We start from the raw sequence: 15,106 nt of genomic DNA, 5'->3' as shown, positions 1-15,106 counted from the left end.
CTCGCCAGAACAAAATGGATGCAAGGTGCTCTCGAAAGAAAAATGCGCCGACAACCGCCGGCGCATCATATAAATCGACTTACTAAGGCTCAGCCGGAAGTGCAGAAGTGTGAGCGGCCGTCGTAACCTACATAGGTGCCGTTGCGGGAGTTAAAGCTGCGGTAACGAGCCGAGCAATAGTCGTACCACTCCGGCGTCCAAGGCTCGACGCCAGCGCCATAGACGCGTTGCGGTGCCAGCGGATAGTCATCGACATAGACCGGCGCCGGGCGGACATAGGCGGGGGCTGGACGGACGTAGGCCGGTGCAGGGCGAACATAGACCGGCTCAGGCTCGACATAGACCGGATCCGGCTCCACATAAACGTCGCGAGGCTGGCTAGCTATGGCGGAACCAACGATCACGCCGGTCGCAAGCCCGAGTGCGCCAAGCGCCAGAGCATCGCCGTTGTTGTGGTGATGGCGGCGGTAGTAATCGCCTGCGTTGGCCGATGTCGAAGCAACAAATGGTGCAACTGCGATCGCTGCCGAAAGCAGGGTGTATTTAGCAAACTTCATCATGGCGTTGCCTTCCGTGGCCTGAATTCACTGATCGTTACTTTCTAACGAACGATGAGGGCAGGATAGAGGCCGATGGCTGAACCGGACCTGAACGAAAAAACCCGGCAATCATGCCGGGCCGCAACGCGAGTGCCAAAGCAATTCCGAAGCGTTAGCCTGCGATCTGCAGGTTCACGGCCTTCGGACCCTTGCCGCGGCGGTCCGGTTCCGTATCAAAGCTTACCTTCTGGTTTTCGGAAAGACCCGAAAGCCCGGAAGCCTGAACAGCGGAAATGTGTACGAAAATGTCAGCGCCGCCATTGTCGGGCTTGATGAAACCAAAGCCCTTGTCGGTATTGAAGAATTTTACAATGCCAGTCTCGGCCATGCGTCAGGTCCTTTTCTGTCTGCCCGGTATCGGCGGGGCAGCATTACAATATTACCCCATCAGGGTGTTGGCCCGGCATTTCTTCAGATGTGGGGAAAGCGGCGATATGTTGCCGCAGCATTCGATCCCCCGGCTATTGTCCCTTCGCCTTCGGATCTCACTGCCGGGGTTTTTGGCGCCCCGCACGCGTTTATTATTTTGCTCTTCCCATGCTCGCAAAAATGCCCGAACGCGCGAAGATTGCTTGGTTTATTAAAAATTGGCAAGCGAAAGTTTTCTAACTCTCCGCCGCCGATAAAGATTTTGTAAAGGGAATCTTTAGGCAGTTTGAGCTGCGCGGTGAGCTTTCTGCCCATTACAGGCACAAATTGCATCGTGTGCGATGCAATTTCGCGAAAAAGCTTCCCCAAAATGCCCAAAGAGGCGGCATTGAATTTTTTTCACATGGGGGGTGAAATCAGTTTACCGCGAGGCGTCGACGTGTCAGTTCCGGTACAAGTTCGACCATCAATATGGCTGCGAAGATCAGCGCGCAGCCGAGATAACCTACCGTCGGCAGGGTCTCGGACAAGATGATTGCACCGAGAAGAGCCCCAAACAGTGCTTCGGCGGAGAGGAATATCGCCGCCTGGGACGCTGTCGTGTAGCGCTGGCCGATGATCTGAAGCGAAAACGCCAGACCGGAAGACAGAAGCCCTCCATAGAGGATTTCCGGAAGCGCGGAGGTGATCGACTGGACGTCGATCGGCTCGAACGCGAGGGCTCCCATACCCGCACCGACAGCGCAAACGGCAAACTGGATGACTGCGAGCGCCAGTGGCCGGTCGTTTTCGCCGACGGCGATCGGCGTCAGGGTGATCTGGATCGCGATGAAGACCGCGCAGAGCACCACTAGCATATCCCCGGAATTGAGAGCGGAAAGGGAGCCGCCACTCAGGAGAAGAATGCCGAGCAACGTCAGGCCGGCGGCCGGCCACACAATCCAGTGCGGGCGGCGAGCAAGTACGAAAACGGCGATCAGCGGGACGAGAACGACATAGAGGCCGGTGAGGAAGCTGGCATTGGTGACGGTCGTGTTCTGGATGCCCATCTGCTGGGTGGTCTGGGCAGCGAGAAGCGAGAGGCCCACAAAGGCGAACCACATCCAGTCGCGGCGGGAGAGAGAGTGCCGGGACCTTGCTGCTTCCCTGATTGCAAAAGGCAGGACGGCGAGCGTGGCGAGCCCGAAGCGCAACGCGTTGAACCAGTTCGGCCCCAGCCACTCCATGGCCTGCGACTGGGCGATGAAACCTCCGCCCCAGATGGCGGCAGCGAGCAGCAAGACAAGGTTGGCCTGGATGCGGGACATGCGAGACTTCCAGATTGCAGTTCGACGGGCGAGGGATGGCCCGGTTAACAGGTGTTCCCGCGTTCAGCAAGCCGGGATTGAATATCAGGAGATGAGGCGGGGATCAGTGCGCGCGCGTGACGCGCAGGAGTTTACCGTCGTCCTCGTCGGTCAAGAGAAGGATCGAGCCGTCGGGCGCTACCTTCACATCCCGCAGGCGACCATATTCGCCCTGGAAGAGCCGTTCCTCATTTTCGACAGCACCGTCGTCGGTATGTTCGATGCGGGCGAGTAGTTTGTATTTCAGCGCCGCGATGAGGAAGCTGCCCTCCCATTCCGGAAACATCGCGCCGTGATAGATTTCGATTGCGCCGGGGGCGATGGATGGATCCCAATAATAAAGAGGCTGGTCATATCCTTCCGCGGCCTGGCCTACGCCGATTTCGGCTCCGGAATAGTGCTTGCCGTAAGAGATGACCGGCCAACCGTAGTTATGTCCGGCTTTCGGCGCGTTGATCTCGTCGCCGCCGCGAGCGCCGTGTTCGACGGTGTAGAGCGTGTCGTCCTTCCTGTCGATGACGATACCCTGTGGGTTACGATGCCCTTTCGACCAGATCTCGGGGAGGCCCTTGCCATTTTTGGCAAAGGGGTTGCCGGGGGCGGGGTGACCGTCCGGCGTAATATGTAAGATAGAGCCGGCGTGGTCGTTCGGATCCTGCGCGCGGTCCATCTTGCCACGCTCGCCGATGCCGAAGAAGAGATTGCCGTCACTGGCGATTGCGATGCGCGAACCGAAATGCTGGCCGGTGCGGGTGAAGCGGTTCATAGCGAAGAGCTGCGTCAGATTTTCGAGTTTCCGTTCATCCTTGTCGAGGCTTGCTGAAAACAGCGCCGTGCCCTGGCCGCCGGTGCCCGGAATGGAGGCGGTTAAATAGAGCTTGCGGCTGGTCGCGAAATCCGGGGACAGCGCGACGTCGAGAAGGCCGCCCTGGCCGCCGACGAAGAGTTTCGGCAGCCCCTCGATCGGTTTATCCACTTCTCCGGCACGGATGATCCTGAGACGGCCGGGGCGCTCAGTGACGATATAGGCGCCATCCGGCAGCACTTCGACAGCCCACGGGTGCTCAAGACCGGCGGCAATTTCGGTGACCTCGACCTCGAAGTTACGTGTGGGATAACGGTCCGCTGCCGACGCCGAAGAAGGTGCTGTCGCAAGAAGAGTGGTCAGAAGCAACGCTGCGCTTGCGAAGGTCGACGATCCGGGGTGGCTGGCAAATCGCATATGTAGGTCTCCGCTGAACTCTTCCCGCTAATTTGTAACCGGCTTATACCGAAACAACCCCGTCTGCCGGATCTCTGTCTGTCAAAGCGCAGAAACGGCGCTTGCTAGCGCAAATGTGAAGAGACGAGAGCGAGAAAAGCCGGCGGCCTGCTTCAGGCGGTGACGGCAAGACCGATCAGAAGTGCTGCGCAGGCGAGAGGGGCGGCAAACTTCATCAGCGTGCGGTCAAGGATACGCTGGAAGAAGGTGGGTGCGACGATCTTGTCTTCGTCCACAAACATGACAATCCCTCTGATATGACGTTGTTCAATGAAGGGAATGAAAGACGCGGTTGTGGACCTTCCCGAGACCGAATTGGGGCAGGCCACTTCTTTATCGTGGCGATATCATGATTTTTTCGTCGGGCGAGAGGAGCTGTCTGACTTGGCGAACTAGGAACTGCTGCCGCGCTTTCCGAAGACGCGTGACGGACGGGTCGGTTGCGGCATGGTTATCGGCGTTTCGGTGAACGTGCGCCTGGGCTGGGTTCGGCTTGCCGGGGAGGCCTCTTCCTCGCCGGCCGGAGGAAACGACGTTTCCGGAAACATCTCGTTGAAATCTGTCGGGGCGAGCTGGGGGCGGGCCAATGCATACCCCTGAAGCAGCGTTACCCCTAGATCGGCGCAAAGCTCGACCTGCCAGTTCTCTTCCAGCCGTTCGAAGATCGGCTCGATACCGTCATCCCTGAGTTGGTGAACGATGACCCGCAGCAGGGCGAAGCCCGCGGAGTTGTGCATGTAGTCACGGACCCAGTCGCCGTCGAAACGTACAAAATCGGGCTTGTGCATGCGTACGACTTCGATGCTGGTTTCGCTCGCCTCGTAATTGGAGATGGATATACGAAAGCCGGCCTGTCGCAATTGCCGGATAGCACTGGCGATCAGTCTGCCATCGCCCGTATTGGAATTGATATCGCAGACGATCCTGTCAGGTTGTACGGCCACCTCGTGACCGGCAAGGCGGATACGATCGAGTTCGAGACGCATCGCTGACGGATCGATGTAGAGTTGTGGCTGGAAACTGACGAAAACGCCAGCGCGGGCGCGATTGAGGCTGCCGACATTGAGGATGTGGATGCTTCTGAGCAGGCTGTCGACCGATGGAAGATCCTGTGGCTCGACCATCGGGAAGAACTGCGATGGCGGATAGGGCTCTTCGTTGCGTTCGGCGCGCACGAGGCCCTGGAAGGCGTAGACATCTAGCACGTCATCGGAAATACGCCGGAAGATCGGCTGCAGCGCGGAGCGCAGCACGAAAGGGCCGTAGGCGGTCGACCATGCGCCCGCCATGTGCACCAGACGGCTATAGATGCTGTGCTGGCTCATCCTGCGGTTCGTCCTCCTTCACAGCTTCCGGTGGAGCAAGTTATAAAGTGCAAGACTTACCTGAATATTAAATAAATCTTAAAAAGCGAAAACGTCGAGGTTTGAGCGGTCGAAGCCGCTTTCCGCTTGAAACCTGTCGGCTCTTTCGCCATAGAACTTGAACCTGGGGCCTTGGCCGATCGAGGTTCCTTCGTTCAACAGCTTCAGGACAATCACAATGGCATTTCTCGCCGACGCTCTTTCCCGTGTAAAGCCTTCCGCAACCATCGCAGTGTCGCAGAAAGCACGCGACCTGAAGGCAAAGGGACGTGACGTCATCGGCCTCGGTGCAGGTGAGCCGGACTTCGATACGCCCGACAATGTCAAGAAGGCCGCTATCGACGCGATCAACCGCGGCGAAACGAAGTACACGCCGGTTTCGGGCATTCCGGAACTGCGCAAGGCGATTGCTGCAAAGTTCAAGCGCGAGAACGGACTGGACTACGACTGGCAGCAGACGATCGTCGGCACCGGCGGCAAGCAGATTCTTTTCAATGCCTTCATGGCAACGCTTAACCCGGGCGATGAAGTCGTTATCCCGGCACCGTACTGGGTATCCTATCCGGAAATGGTGGCGCTTTGCGGCGGTACGCCGGTCTTCGTTTCGACGAAGCAGCAAAACAACTTCAAGCTGACGGCCGAAGAACTCGAAAGCGCCATCACGCCGAAGACCAAGTGGTTCGTCTTCAACTCCCCGTCCAACCCGACGGGTGCCGCCTATAGCGCGGACGAACTCAAGGCGCTGACCGATGTCCTGCTCAAGCATCCGCATGTGTGGATCCTAACCGACGATATGTATGAGCATCTGACTTTCGGCGACTTCAAGTTCGCGACCCCGGTCGAGGTCGAGCCGAAGCTTTATGACCGCACGTTGACGATGAACGGTGTCTCCAAGGCCTATGCGATGACCGGCTGGCGTATCGGTTATGCTGCCGGCCCGCTGCAGCTCATCAAGGCGATGGACATGATCCAGGGGCAGCAGACCTCGGGTGCGTCCTCAATTGCTCAGTGGGCAGCCGTCGAGGCTCTGAACGGCCCGCAGGATTTCGTTGCGCAGAACAAGGCCATCTTTGAAGCCCGCCGCGATCTCGTCGTGTCGATGCTTAACCAGGCGAACGGTATCGTATGCCCGAAGCCCGAAGGCGCCTTCTACGTCTACCCGTCCTGCGCCGGTCTGATCGGCAAGACCGCGCCCTCGGGCAAGGTCATCGAGACGGACGAAGACTTCGTGTCCGAACTCCTTGAGTCCGAAGGTGTCGCCGTCGTGCATGGTTCGGCTTTCGGTCTCGGCCCGAACTTCCGCATTTCCTATGCGACCTCGGAAGAACTGCTTGAGGAAGCCTGCAAGCGCATCCAGCGCTTCTGCGGGGCCTGCAAGTAAGCGGTTCGACAGTCACATCGTGCAGAAAGGGCGGGGCCATCAGGTCCCGCCCTTTCTCTTTGTGCTTTCGAGTGGTCTTAACGGGCTGGCTGGGTTGCCGGCTGTCCGAACAGTTTTTCGCGTTCGCGATAGATGGCGGGCAGGCTGAGGATCGCCAGCGAGCCGATGGCGACGATGGTCTTGGTCAACTGGGAGAGTTCCCCGACGCGGCCGTCGATATAGAAGACGACATAGACGATCAGGACGTGCCAGACGTAGATCTGCAGCGAATGGCGGCCGAGGAGTTGCAGGAAGCTCAGCGAGAAAAGGCTCGTCAGTCCGGCGGCGATCTTGCGAATGACCGGGCTCTGATGGCGCGGGCCGGCGATCAGTAGCCAGGCGAGACCGTAGGCAACCGCTGCGAAGTTCACGAGATAGACGAGGCCGAAATCGGCGCGCACTTCCATCATGCCGAATTTTTCCAGCACCATGCCCGGCATCAGTCCGTGGGCGGTCATGATGCGAAGAGGTAGGAAGAACAGGCAGATTGCCAGCGCCATTCTTGCGAGGAAAGTGTCCTCCGGATTGAAGACCCGCTTCCATTCGATACGCTTCATCGAGGTGAGACTGCCGGCGATCACGCCTGCGAAGAAGACAACCTGCCAGCCGAGCAGGTTGAAGCTTGCGCGCAAGCCTTCCTTGTCCGGTGCTCCGGCCAGCCATTCGTTAAGCGGATAGGTGATGAGGCGCTGCAGGCCAAGCTGACCGGCAAGCCACAGAAGCAGCGAGGCGATGGCAACGGCTGCCCAGCGTTCGGTGATGCAGAGCCAGATCACCATGGGCGCAAAGGCCATGTAGATGATGTATTGCGGAAGGATGTCCATGAAGGTCGGCTGGAACAGGAAGGTTCCGATGGCTGCGAGCCGTTCGCCATCATGAAGGCGCGATCCGCCAAGCCAGTTCTGCCAGATGCCGGCGGCGCCAGGCAGCACGAGCTGCAGAACGAGTACGGCAACCACGATGCACATGGCATAGCGATAAAGCTCAAGCGCACGGCCCCAGATGCGGTCGCGGCCGACGGCATATCCGTCCTTCATCATCTTGCGCGCATAGACCATGCCGGTCAGCAAGCCGGAGAGAAAGACGAATCCCTGTGCATCTTCCACGAATGCAAGATTGCGGTGATTGATTTGAACGAGCCATAGCCCGCCGGCGAAGACCAGATGGTTGATCAGCATGAAGACGAGGAAATAGCCTCGCATGCCATCGATGACGTCCAATCTTTTCAAAGGTTCGGCTCCCGAGCTAGCCCCCCGGTGACCGGGGGCGTTTTTGCCTCGCATCTTGTTGACAATGGGGCGAACCGGGAAAGTTGATGTGGATCGCCTCTGGCCGGAACGGGAGGTGCCGCCAAAGGTTCCCGACAAAAGTGCCGTAAGTGCTACCTTTCGCGTCCCGGGTTTAAAGGCCGAGGAAGGAGAGCATGATGAAGGTGGCGAACAGGATGAAGTGGGTCATGCCTTCTATCGCATTGGTTTCGCCGTCATTCAGGTTGATTGCGGCCGCAATCAGCGTGATCGCAATCATGACCGTCTGCACCGGCGACATCGCCATCACAAAAGGTTGACCGGTGGAGAGGGCGATTGCCTCCATGACGGGTACTGTGAGAATCACGGTCGACAGTGATGCGCCCATGGCGATGTTCACTGTGGCTTGCATGCGGTCGGCGAGGGCGGCACGCAATGCAGTCAGGATTTCCGGGCCTGCGGAAATGGCGGCAACGAGGATTGCCGTGAGGGCGACGGGCGCGCCGACATCCTTAAGGCCGACGTTGAGGAACACGGACATCAACTCCGCAAGAACGCCGATCAGCACGACGCCGGCGACGATGACGGCAATCGAGAGCGTGGCCGGTTCATTTTCTCCTTCCGGTTCGCGCTCCTCCTGCCTGCGCTGTTGGGTTCGCGGATAGCTGTAGCTGAAGAAGTAGCTGTGCGTGCCGACCTGCATGCGCAGAAAGAGGCCGTAAAGGGCGATCATCGCGAAGATGGTGAAGAACGAATAATACTGCCATTTCTCCACCGGAATGAATTCCGGGACGACCATGGAAATGCCCATGGCGGTCAGGATCATTACGCCATAGGTCTTGCCGGAATCGTCGTTGTAGGGCTGTTCGCCGTGCTTCAGGCCCCCCAGCAGCGCGGCAAGGCCGAGAATGCCGTTGATATCCAGCATGACCGCCGAATAGATCGTGTCGCGCACCAGCGTCGGCGAGCTTTCGCCACTCATCATGATCGCGAGGATCAGGACTTCCACCATGACGGCGGAAAGCGTCAGGATCATCGTGCCGTAGGGGTCTCCGACCTTCACGGCGAGAACTTCCGCGTGGTGGGCGATGCGCAGTGAGGCGACGACGATGGCGCCGATCAGGACGACCGCTGCCACCACAGAGATGGCCGGCCCCAAGGCCAGAATTTCGTGTTCCAGCGCGAGACCGGCGACCGCGACGATAAGCGGGAGAACAAGTGTCTTTTCCTGACGGAGACTATGCACGGATGAGATGCCTTGGCTGAGGAAGAGCTGTCTTCCAGAACAGCTTAAAAGCGTGCCGTGTCCAGTCCTTTCGGACCGGAAATCTTTCACGGGAGCTCATTTTTCCATCCCGTTTGATGTTTGTGCTACTTGGTGTGATAATGCCACGGCTTGGAAGGAGGAAAGAATGACAAAGATCGTTTACGAGATTGTTCCTCATGATGGTGGTTGGGCCTACAAGCTTGGAAACGTGTTCTCCGAGACGTTCGGCAGTCACGCGGAGGCGCTGGAAGCGGCTCGCATAGTCATGCAGGAACAGCAAGTCGGCGACGAACCCGTCGAGATCAGCTACCAGGATGAGCAGGGCAGGTGGCGGGATGAATATTCAGACGGCGGCGATCGCCCTGAGGTCGAGATCGACGATCCTCATCAGGCGAATTCTTCCCTCTAGCGTGCGCCGAGATCTTTTCGGATCCGCCCGGCGCGCTTGATCGCCTGCCGTCAGAGTCAGCCGTTCAGCGATCTAGCGCACCAGCCGTCAGTCGACGGAGCGCGTTCCAATCGATTGGGAAAAGCGGATCAGATAGCCGTCAGGGTCCTGCACGAGGAATTCCCGCGAACCGTTTTCCTGATTCTCCCCAATGCGATACCAGCTTTCGCTCACCGTTTCGAAGAGCGGCCAGTCCAGTTCGCGCAAGGATTCAAGTATCGGTTCGAGATCGTCTGTGGCGATCTGGAAATTGATGCCGCGCCCGAAGGGTCTCTCCAGGGCGCCCGTCTTCCAGTTGCCGTTTATCTGGCAGAGCATCAACTGGGCACCTTGCCGCTCGAGATAGGCGAATTTCGCGGCCGGGCGGTCATAGGCGATGCGAAAGCCCAGGCCATTGCACCAGAAGTTCAGGCTTGTCTCGATACTGGTGACATCGAGTTCGGGGACGAGAGGCGCAAAGCCCCCGGTTGGTCGGGTACCGGTTCCCGTCGATGCGTCCCGTTGGGCACGTGTGAGTTCGCTCATTTCCGAATTCCTAGTGGTCGATATAGTCCAGTAACCCCTTGACCAGCGCATCAAAAGCCACGCGGCAGCGCGGGGCCGTCTTCAGGCTCTCATGCATTACGACATAGGTATCGAGCGATATTCCCAGTGCGCCGGGCAATATTGGTACGAGATCCGGATAGTGCTGAGCGAGTCCGTCCTGACACATGCCGATGCCTACACCGGCCCTGATCGCGGCAAATTGTGCGAGATTGCTGTCCGTGCGGAAGGAGAAATGGGTGTCCGCGAGATCGGGCCTTCCGGCAAGAATGCTGCGGATATAGGCGAGGTGCCGGTCGAAGCCGATGAGGCGATGTTCGGCAAGCTCGGCCAGAGATTGCGGCGTGCCATGGCGGGAGAGATAACGCCGATGAGCATAAAAGCCGAGTGGAATGCGTCCGATGCGTCTGAAGAGCAATGCATCCTGCTCCGGCTCGACCATGCGTATGGCGATGTCGGCCGCTTGATTCAGCAGGTCTTCTACCTCGTCTGATGCAGACAGTTCGATATTCAGGCCGGGATGGGCCTCTTGAAGGTCCGCAAGGATCGGTGGAAGAATCTCTACCCCGATCACCTCGCTGGCGCTGATGCGCACAGTTCCGGTTGTCGAATCGGAACGCCCCGAGGCGGTTCGCTCCAGTGCGGCTGCCGTTGCCGCCATGGTTTCTGCGTGAGGACGCATCTGTCTGGCGGTCTCCGTCGGCAGCAGTCCTTTCGGCGTCCGCAGGAAGAGAGGCCCGCCACCTGCTCGTTCCAGCGCATCGATATGACGGCCGACGGTCGGCTGCGTCAGGCCAAGTTCGCGCGCGGCGGCGGATAGCGATCCCTCGCGCAGCACCGTCAAGAAGGTGCGATAATAGTCCCAAGTCAGTTCGCTCCTCATATTTAAATGTATAGCAGCTAAAGAAATTCTGACAATTCCGTATATCACGACCTTGCCGGATACTCCTTGCATCGAAACTAAGGAGTTCAGGCCATGACAGAGACAACAGCCATTCATCCGTCCGTAGCCCTTGTTCTCGGGGCTACCGGCGGTGTCGGCGGCGCGGTCGCCGCCACGCTCGTGGAGCGGGGGTATCGTGTTCGCGCCATGCATCGGCGCGCGGCCGAGATGCAGTCAAGGATGCCGCAATATGAGTGGGTGCAAGGAGATGCCATGAACCCTGCCGACGTGGTTGGGGCGGCCCAGGGCGCGAGCCTCATCGTCCATGGCGTCAACCCGCCCGGCTATCGCAACTGGGGCAAGCTGGTGCTGCCGATGATCGACAGCACGATTGCCGCCGCAAAGCGTCACGGCGCGCGCGTTCTGATGCCGGGGACGGTCTATAATTTTGGGCCGGACAGTTTTCCGTTGGTTCGCGAGGATAGCCCGCAGCATCCTGTGACCCGCAAGGGGCAGATAAGGGTCGAGCTTGAGCGCCGGCTGGAAGCTGCGGCCGCCGATGGCGTGCCGGTGCTGATCGTCCGGGCGGGCGATTTCTTTGGTCCCGGCGCCGGTAATAACTGGTTTGCGCAGGGTGTCATCAAGCCCGGCGCGCCCGTTGTCGCGATCACCAACCCGTCGTCGCCCGGAGTTGGTCATCAATGGGCCTATCTGCCGGATGTCGCTGAGACCATGGTGCGCCTGCTGGAGCATGCCGACCGGTTGCCGACCTTCGCGCGCTTCCACATGGCAGGTTTCCGGGATCGGGACGGTACCGAACTGGCGGCTTCCATCCGCCGGGTCACGGGACGACCGGATCTCAAGTTGCAGCGCTTCCCGTGGCTGCTGGTTATGCTTGCATCGCCCTTCGTGCCGCTCTTTCGGGAACTCCTCGAAATGCGTTACCTCTGGACCAGAGAGGTTATGATGGACGATCGGAATCTCGTCGAATTTCTCGGAGAGGAGCCGCGGACGCCCATCGACGAGGCTGTCGCGACTACCCTGGCAAGCCTTGGCTGCCTTCCTGAACGGGCAGGCGAGGCATCCCGGACAGATAGTCAGGCGGGTTCGACATCGGCTCCCTTGGCCGGGAGAGCGGCATGAGTGTGCGGATAGAGGTAAAACCGGCTCCCGCAAGCCTCGTCTTCATGGGGATGGCGATCCTGACCGGCGCGGGCATCGGCATCCAGTTCTACCTCGCAGGCATGGCGATCTTCGGGGGCGGGGTTGATTGGGTCGTGCATCGCATCGTCGGCAGCATCATCGTCCTGCCGATCCTCGGGATGCTGGCGCAGGCCTTCATGTCGCCTCGGCTGAGCGCCGTCCGTGAACTGACGGCGCTGCTGGCGACCAGCTATCTCCTGCAGATCGCCGTGGTCGTGGTGGGGCAGGAGGTCGACATGCCGCTGGTGGCGGCTCTGCACCCGGCGAATGGAGCGCTGATGTGCGCGATATCGGTTCGCTTAGCGTTCCGCAGCCTGCGATAGGCGGAACGCTCAAAAGATAATGCCCCGCGGAAGCGGGGCATTCGTACTTTTGCCGTGATGCTCAGGCGGAAAGCGCCAGCGTCGGGTAGTTGGTGTAACCCTCCGCGCCACCGCCGTAGAAGGTGTTGCGGTCCGCCTCGTTGAGGGGAGCATTTTCCTTAAAGCGCTGGACGAGGTCCGGGTTGGAGATGAAGAGCTTGCCGAAGGACACCATGTCGGCGCGGCCGGATTCGACAGCCTCGATTGCCATGTCGCGATCGTAGCCGTTGTTGACCATCCAAACGGCCTTGCCGCCCTTGGCGCGGTAAGCAGCCTTCAGGCCAGCCCAATCGAAGGGCAGATTGTCGCGCGGGCCGCCGGTCGCACCCTCGATCACATGGATGAAGGCGAGGTCATAGGCGGCTAGCTTTTCCACGAGTGCATTGAAAACCGGCTGCGGATCCGGGTCGGATGCATCGTTTGCCGGGGTGACCGGCGAAATACGGATGCCGGTGCGGTCTGCGCCGATCTCGTTGACGATGGCCTCAACCACTTCGATTGCGAAGCGGATGCGGTTTTCGATCGAACCGCCATAGGCGTCCGTGCGGTGATTGGTATCGGCGCGGAGAAACTGGTCGATCAGGTAGCCGTTGGCGGCGTGGATCTCTACGGCATCGAAACCGGCGTCGACAGCTGCACGTGCAGCGCGGCGGTAATCCTCAAGAATGCCGGGGATCTCGGAGATGTCGAGGGCGCGGGGTTCCGACGTGTCGGCAAATGCTCCGGTGCCATCATCGTTGATGATGTAGGTCTTCGACTTGGCACGGATGGCGGAAGGGGCGACGGGAGCCGCGCCGTTGGGCTGCAGGGAGGTATGGGAAATGCGTCCGACGTGCCAAAGCTGGACGGCGATCTTGCCGCCGGCCGAGTGCACCGCGGAGGTGACGCGCTTCCAGCCTTCGATCGCTTCGGGAAGATAAAGGCCGGGGACCTGAGCATAGCCTTGGCCCTGCTGGGTGATCGGCGTACCCTCGGTGATGATCAGGCCAGCGGATGCGCGCTGTTCGTAATAGGTGACGTTCAGATTGTTGGGTATGGCCCCCGGTGAGCGGTTTCGCGTAAGCGGAGCCATGGCAATGCGATTAGCAAGCGTAGTGCGGCCAAGGGTGATGGGGTCGAAAAGGCTGGACATAAGACCTCTATAAATATCCAAGTTATCCAATGGCGGGATGTGGCTGATATTTTGGAGATCCGAATCTGGTGTCTCAGAGGGCCGTGTTCAAGGCGGCGAGGAATTTGCCGATCGCTTCCTCGTTACGACGATACAGCACCCACTGGCCGACGCGGGTAGACAGTACGAGCCCGGCGCGTTGTAGCGTGGTGAGGTGGGCAGATACCGTGGACTGCGATAGTCCACAACGCTCGAACTGACCTGCGCTCACGCCCATCTCCATCGGATGAGGGCGATCTGGGAAATGGATCTCGGGTTGCTTGAGCCACACGAGCATTTCGATCCTTGCGGGATGTGCAAGCGCTTTGAGGGTCTCGTCAAGATTCATATGGTTGTGTTTCCGTATCGGAGTGGAAGCAGTTCAAATATGGCGACGAAATAAGGTGTCAAACTAGGTAACCGTAAACCCATTCCGCAGGTTGGCTCATTTTAGGGACAGTTCTTGAAATTTTCAGAATCGGCGAGCTTCCATTCATCATTGCTTGGATACGTGGGAATGTGTGAGAAAAAAAAGAGGGCCACCGGATCGCTCCAGGGCCCTTTGAAGTGTGAAGGTCAAAAACCTCCAGAGGGGAACAGCTGCTGCGGTGGAACTGGGAGGAAAGCCACCATGTGCATCAGCTGTGTGCGATATGGTGGTTTTTTGTGCAGTGAACAATGCTTTTTTATGCATGTCAGGCATGCGTGATGTGCAGGCCTACTCTTTTTGCTGCAAAAACAGCCTAAAAGTTCCAATTTCTGGCCTTTGCGACGATAAAGTCTCTGAAGACTTTCAGCTTTGCAGCATTTTTCATTTCGTCCGGATAGCAGAAATAAGTGTCGAACGAGGGCACGTCAGCGCTTAGGGACAGTTGAATCAGTCCCGGATCGCGACCGACGATGTAGTCCGGAAGGCAGGCGAGACCGATTCCCAAGAGGCAGGCCCGCTTGATCGAGGTCTGGCTGTTGATCTGGAGGTGGGGCATTCGCGGGTTGTCGGACGAGCGTCCGGCAATTTCCAGCCAGTTCACGTCCAGAAGGTATCCGGGAGCCGGTTCGCCGAATGTTATGATGCGGTGGTTGTCGAGATCCTCGATCGACTGCGGCTCGCCATAACGGTTGATGTAGGACGGTGCTGCATAAACGTGCATGTGCACGGTAAAGAGCTTGCGCTGGATCAGGTCGGATTGCTGCGGCTGGCGCAGTCGGATGGCGCAGTCGGCGTGACGCATGTTCACGTCCAGTTCCTCGTTGTCGAGGATGAGCTGGATGGACATGTCCGGGTAAAGCTGCAGGAATTCCTGCACCTTGTCCGTAAGCCAACCCTGGCCGAGACCGACAGTCGTCGTGACGCGGAGCTTGCCGCTCGGCTTTTCCGTCGTCTCGGTGAGTTGCATCTTCACCGTTTCGAGCTTCAGTAGCACGTCATGGGCGGTGCGATAGAGCAATTCGCCCTGTTCTGTGAGGATAAGGCCGCGCGCGTGACGGTGGAACAGCTTGACGCCGATATCCTGTTCCAGCGCGCTGACCTGGCGGCTGATCGCCGACTGGGAAAGGTGCAACTTGTCGGCCGCATGGGTGAATGACCCAGCTTCTGCGGCCGAATGAAAAATGCGCAACTTGTCCCAATCCAACGGCATGCCA

17 protein-coding genes are annotated in these 15,106 nt (G+C 59.0%); 4 read left to right on the top strand and 13 right to left on the bottom strand.

What is annotated here, in order from left to right; translation table 11 throughout:
* Positions 1-89: 89 nt before the first annotated feature.
* The 6 genes from H4I99_RS06025 to H4I99_RS06005 all read right to left on the bottom strand — a co-directional run bounded on the left by H4I99_RS06025 (position 90) and on the right by H4I99_RS06005 (position 4,900).
* On the bottom strand, positions 90-560 hold the full coding sequence (locus H4I99_RS06025) for a BA14K family protein (RefSeq protein ID WP_163900074.1): 471 nt from the start codon (positions 558-560) through the stop codon (positions 90-92).
* A 151-nt stretch (positions 561-711) separates the two neighbouring features.
* The gene (locus H4I99_RS06020) at positions 712-927 is read right to left on the bottom strand and encodes a cold-shock protein (protein WP_027488319.1); all 216 of its coding nucleotides are present in this window, start codon (positions 925-927) and stop codon (positions 712-714) included.
* A gap of 457 nt (positions 928-1,384) precedes the next feature.
* Positions 1,385-2,275, bottom strand: a complete 891-nt coding sequence (locus H4I99_RS06015; protein WP_163900072.1) for a DMT family transporter — start codon at positions 2,273-2,275, stop codon at positions 1,385-1,387.
* A 103-nt stretch (positions 2,276-2,378) separates the two neighbouring features.
* Positions 2,379-3,536 carry a PQQ-dependent sugar dehydrogenase gene (locus tag H4I99_RS06010; protein WP_163900070.1) on the bottom strand — a complete coding sequence of 386 codons (1,158 nt, stop codon included), beginning with the start codon at positions 3,534-3,536 and terminating at the stop codon, positions 2,379-2,381.
* Positions 3,537-3,688: 152 nt separating this feature from the next.
* Complete coding sequence (locus tag H4I99_RS24665) at positions 3,689-3,817, bottom strand: hypothetical protein (RefSeq protein ID WP_280513859.1); 129 nt, start codon at positions 3,815-3,817, stop codon at positions 3,689-3,691.
* A gap of 150 nt (positions 3,818-3,967) precedes the next feature.
* Positions 3,968-4,900, bottom strand: coding sequence for an EAL domain-containing protein (locus H4I99_RS06005; protein WP_163900068.1), 933 nt, complete (start codon positions 4,898-4,900; stop codon positions 3,968-3,970).
* Positions 4,901-5,117: 217 nt separating this feature from the next.
* On the opposite strand from H4I99_RS06005, the gene H4I99_RS06000 reads away from it, so the two are divergent.
* The gene (locus H4I99_RS06000) at positions 5,118-6,320 is read left to right on the top strand and encodes a pyridoxal phosphate-dependent aminotransferase (RefSeq protein ID WP_163900066.1); all 1,203 of its coding nucleotides are present in this window, start codon (positions 5,118-5,120) and stop codon (positions 6,318-6,320) included.
* Positions 6,321-6,397: 77 nt separating this feature from the next.
* On the opposite strand, the gene H4I99_RS05995 is transcribed toward H4I99_RS06000, so the two are convergent.
* Together H4I99_RS05995 and H4I99_RS05990 are read right to left on the bottom strand one after the other, a co-directional pair.
* The gene (locus tag H4I99_RS05995) at positions 6,398-7,588 is read right to left on the bottom strand and encodes an OpgC family protein (protein WP_163900064.1); all 1,191 of its coding nucleotides are present in this window, start codon (positions 7,586-7,588) and stop codon (positions 6,398-6,400) included.
* Between the two features lie 172 nt (positions 7,589-7,760).
* A complete protein-coding gene (locus tag H4I99_RS05990; RefSeq protein WP_425314364.1) occupies positions 7,761-8,861 on the bottom strand; it encodes a calcium:cation antiporter in 1,101 nt (366 codons plus the stop codon).
* A gap of 157 nt (positions 8,862-9,018) precedes the next feature.
* On the opposite strand from H4I99_RS05990, the gene H4I99_RS05985 reads away from it, so the two are divergent.
* Positions 9,019-9,282: a DUF2188 domain-containing protein gene (locus H4I99_RS05985; protein WP_163900060.1), complete on the top strand. Its 264-nt coding sequence runs from the start codon at positions 9,019-9,021 to the stop codon at positions 9,280-9,282.
* A gap of 87 nt (positions 9,283-9,369) precedes the next feature.
* Here the strand turns inward: H4I99_RS05985 and H4I99_RS05980 are convergent, their stop codons facing one another.
* Positions 9,370-9,846 carry a bleomycin resistance protein gene (locus H4I99_RS05980; RefSeq protein WP_163900059.1) on the bottom strand — a complete coding sequence of 159 codons (477 nt, stop codon included), beginning with the start codon at positions 9,844-9,846 and terminating at the stop codon, positions 9,370-9,372.
* Positions 9,847-9,856: 10 nt separating this feature from the next.
* Positions 9,857-10,747 (bottom strand): LysR family transcriptional regulator, encoded by an 891-nt coding sequence (locus tag H4I99_RS05975; protein ID WP_163900057.1) that lies wholly within the window; start codon positions 10,745-10,747, stop codon positions 9,857-9,859.
* A gap of 93 nt (positions 10,748-10,840) precedes the next feature.
* Between H4I99_RS05975 and H4I99_RS05970 the strand changes: the two genes are divergently transcribed.
* Positions 10,841-11,890, top strand: coding sequence for an NAD-dependent epimerase/dehydratase family protein (locus H4I99_RS05970; protein WP_163900055.1), 1,050 nt, complete (start codon positions 10,841-10,843; stop codon positions 11,888-11,890).
* Positions 11,887-12,273 carry a DUF6220 domain-containing protein gene (locus H4I99_RS05965; RefSeq protein ID WP_163900053.1) on the top strand — a complete coding sequence of 129 codons (387 nt, stop codon included), beginning with the start codon at positions 11,887-11,889 and terminating at the stop codon, positions 12,271-12,273. The genes H4I99_RS05970 and H4I99_RS05965 overlap by 4 nt, the downstream gene beginning before the upstream one ends.
* 61 nt (positions 12,274-12,334) lie before the next feature.
* On the opposite strand, the gene H4I99_RS05960 is transcribed toward H4I99_RS05965, so the two are convergent.
* From H4I99_RS05960 to H4I99_RS05950, 3 genes are all read right to left on the bottom strand, one after another.
* Complete coding sequence (locus H4I99_RS05960; protein WP_163900051.1) at positions 12,335-13,444, bottom strand: alkene reductase; 1,110 nt, start codon at positions 13,442-13,444, stop codon at positions 12,335-12,337.
* A 73-nt stretch (positions 13,445-13,517) separates the two neighbouring features.
* Positions 13,518-13,811: an ArsR/SmtB family transcription factor gene (locus H4I99_RS05955; RefSeq protein WP_163900049.1), complete on the bottom strand. Its 294-nt coding sequence runs from the start codon at positions 13,809-13,811 to the stop codon at positions 13,518-13,520.
* A gap of 394 nt (positions 13,812-14,205) precedes the next feature.
* Positions 14,206-15,102, bottom strand: coding sequence for a LysR family transcriptional regulator VtlR (locus H4I99_RS05950; RefSeq protein ID WP_163900048.1), 897 nt, complete (start codon positions 15,100-15,102; stop codon positions 14,206-14,208).
* Positions 15,103-15,106 lie beyond the last annotated feature (4 nt).

The sequence above is a fragment of the Paenirhizobium daejeonense genome (genome assembly GCF_014280875.1).
Classification (GTDB): domain Bacteria; phylum Pseudomonadota; class Alphaproteobacteria; order Rhizobiales; family Rhizobiaceae; genus Allorhizobium; species Allorhizobium daejeonense.
The sequence above is the reverse complement of the archived record's forward strand: the minus strand, read 5'-3'. Positions and strand labels throughout refer to the sequence as shown.

What these genes read in the sequence shown, in the direction of transcription:
- H4I99_RS06025 (WP_163900074.1), bottom strand. Translation starts at nt 560, where the DNA reads ATGATGAAGTTTGCTAAATACACCCTGCTTTCGGCAGCGATCGCAGTT.
- H4I99_RS06020 (WP_027488319.1), bottom strand. Translation starts at nt 927, where the DNA reads ATGGCCGAGACTGGCATTGTAAAATTCTTCAATACCGACAAGGGCTTT.
- H4I99_RS06015 (WP_163900072.1), bottom strand. Translation starts at nt 2,275, where the DNA reads ATGTCCCGCATCCAGGCCAACCTTGTCTTGCTGCTCGCTGCCGCCATC.
- H4I99_RS06010 (WP_163900070.1), bottom strand. Translation starts at nt 3,536, where the DNA reads ATGCGATTTGCCAGCCACCCCGGATCGTCGACCTTCGCAAGCGCAGCG.
- H4I99_RS24665 (WP_280513859.1), bottom strand. Translation starts at nt 3,817, where the DNA reads ATGTTTGTGGACGAAGACAAGATCGTCGCACCCACCTTCTTCCAGCGT.
- H4I99_RS06005 (WP_163900068.1), bottom strand. Translation starts at nt 4,900, where the DNA reads ATGAGCCAGCACAGCATCTATAGCCGTCTGGTGCACATGGCGGGCGCA.
- H4I99_RS06000 (WP_163900066.1), top strand. Translation starts at nt 5,118, where the DNA reads ATGGCATTTCTCGCCGACGCTCTTTCCCGTGTAAAGCCTTCCGCAACC.
- H4I99_RS05985 (WP_163900060.1), top strand. Translation starts at nt 9,019, where the DNA reads ATGACAAAGATCGTTTACGAGATTGTTCCTCATGATGGTGGTTGGGCC.
- H4I99_RS05980 (WP_163900059.1), bottom strand. Translation starts at nt 9,846, where the DNA reads ATGAGCGAACTCACACGTGCCCAACGGGACGCATCGACGGGAACCGGT.
- H4I99_RS05975 (WP_163900057.1), bottom strand. Translation starts at nt 10,747, where the DNA reads ATGAGGAGCGAACTGACTTGGGACTATTATCGCACCTTCTTGACGGTG.
- H4I99_RS05970 (WP_163900055.1), top strand. Translation starts at nt 10,841, where the DNA reads ATGACAGAGACAACAGCCATTCATCCGTCCGTAGCCCTTGTTCTCGGG.
- H4I99_RS05965 (WP_163900053.1), top strand. Translation starts at nt 11,887, where the DNA reads ATGAGTGTGCGGATAGAGGTAAAACCGGCTCCCGCAAGCCTCGTCTTC.
- H4I99_RS05960 (WP_163900051.1), bottom strand. Translation starts at nt 13,444, where the DNA reads ATGTCCAGCCTTTTCGACCCCATCACCCTTGGCCGCACTACGCTTGCT.
- H4I99_RS05955 (WP_163900049.1), bottom strand. Translation starts at nt 13,811, where the DNA reads ATGAATCTTGACGAGACCCTCAAAGCGCTTGCACATCCCGCAAGGATC.
- H4I99_RS05950 (WP_163900048.1), bottom strand. Translation starts at nt 15,102, where the DNA reads ATGCCGTTGGATTGGGACAAGTTGCGCATTTTTCATTCGGCCGCAGAA.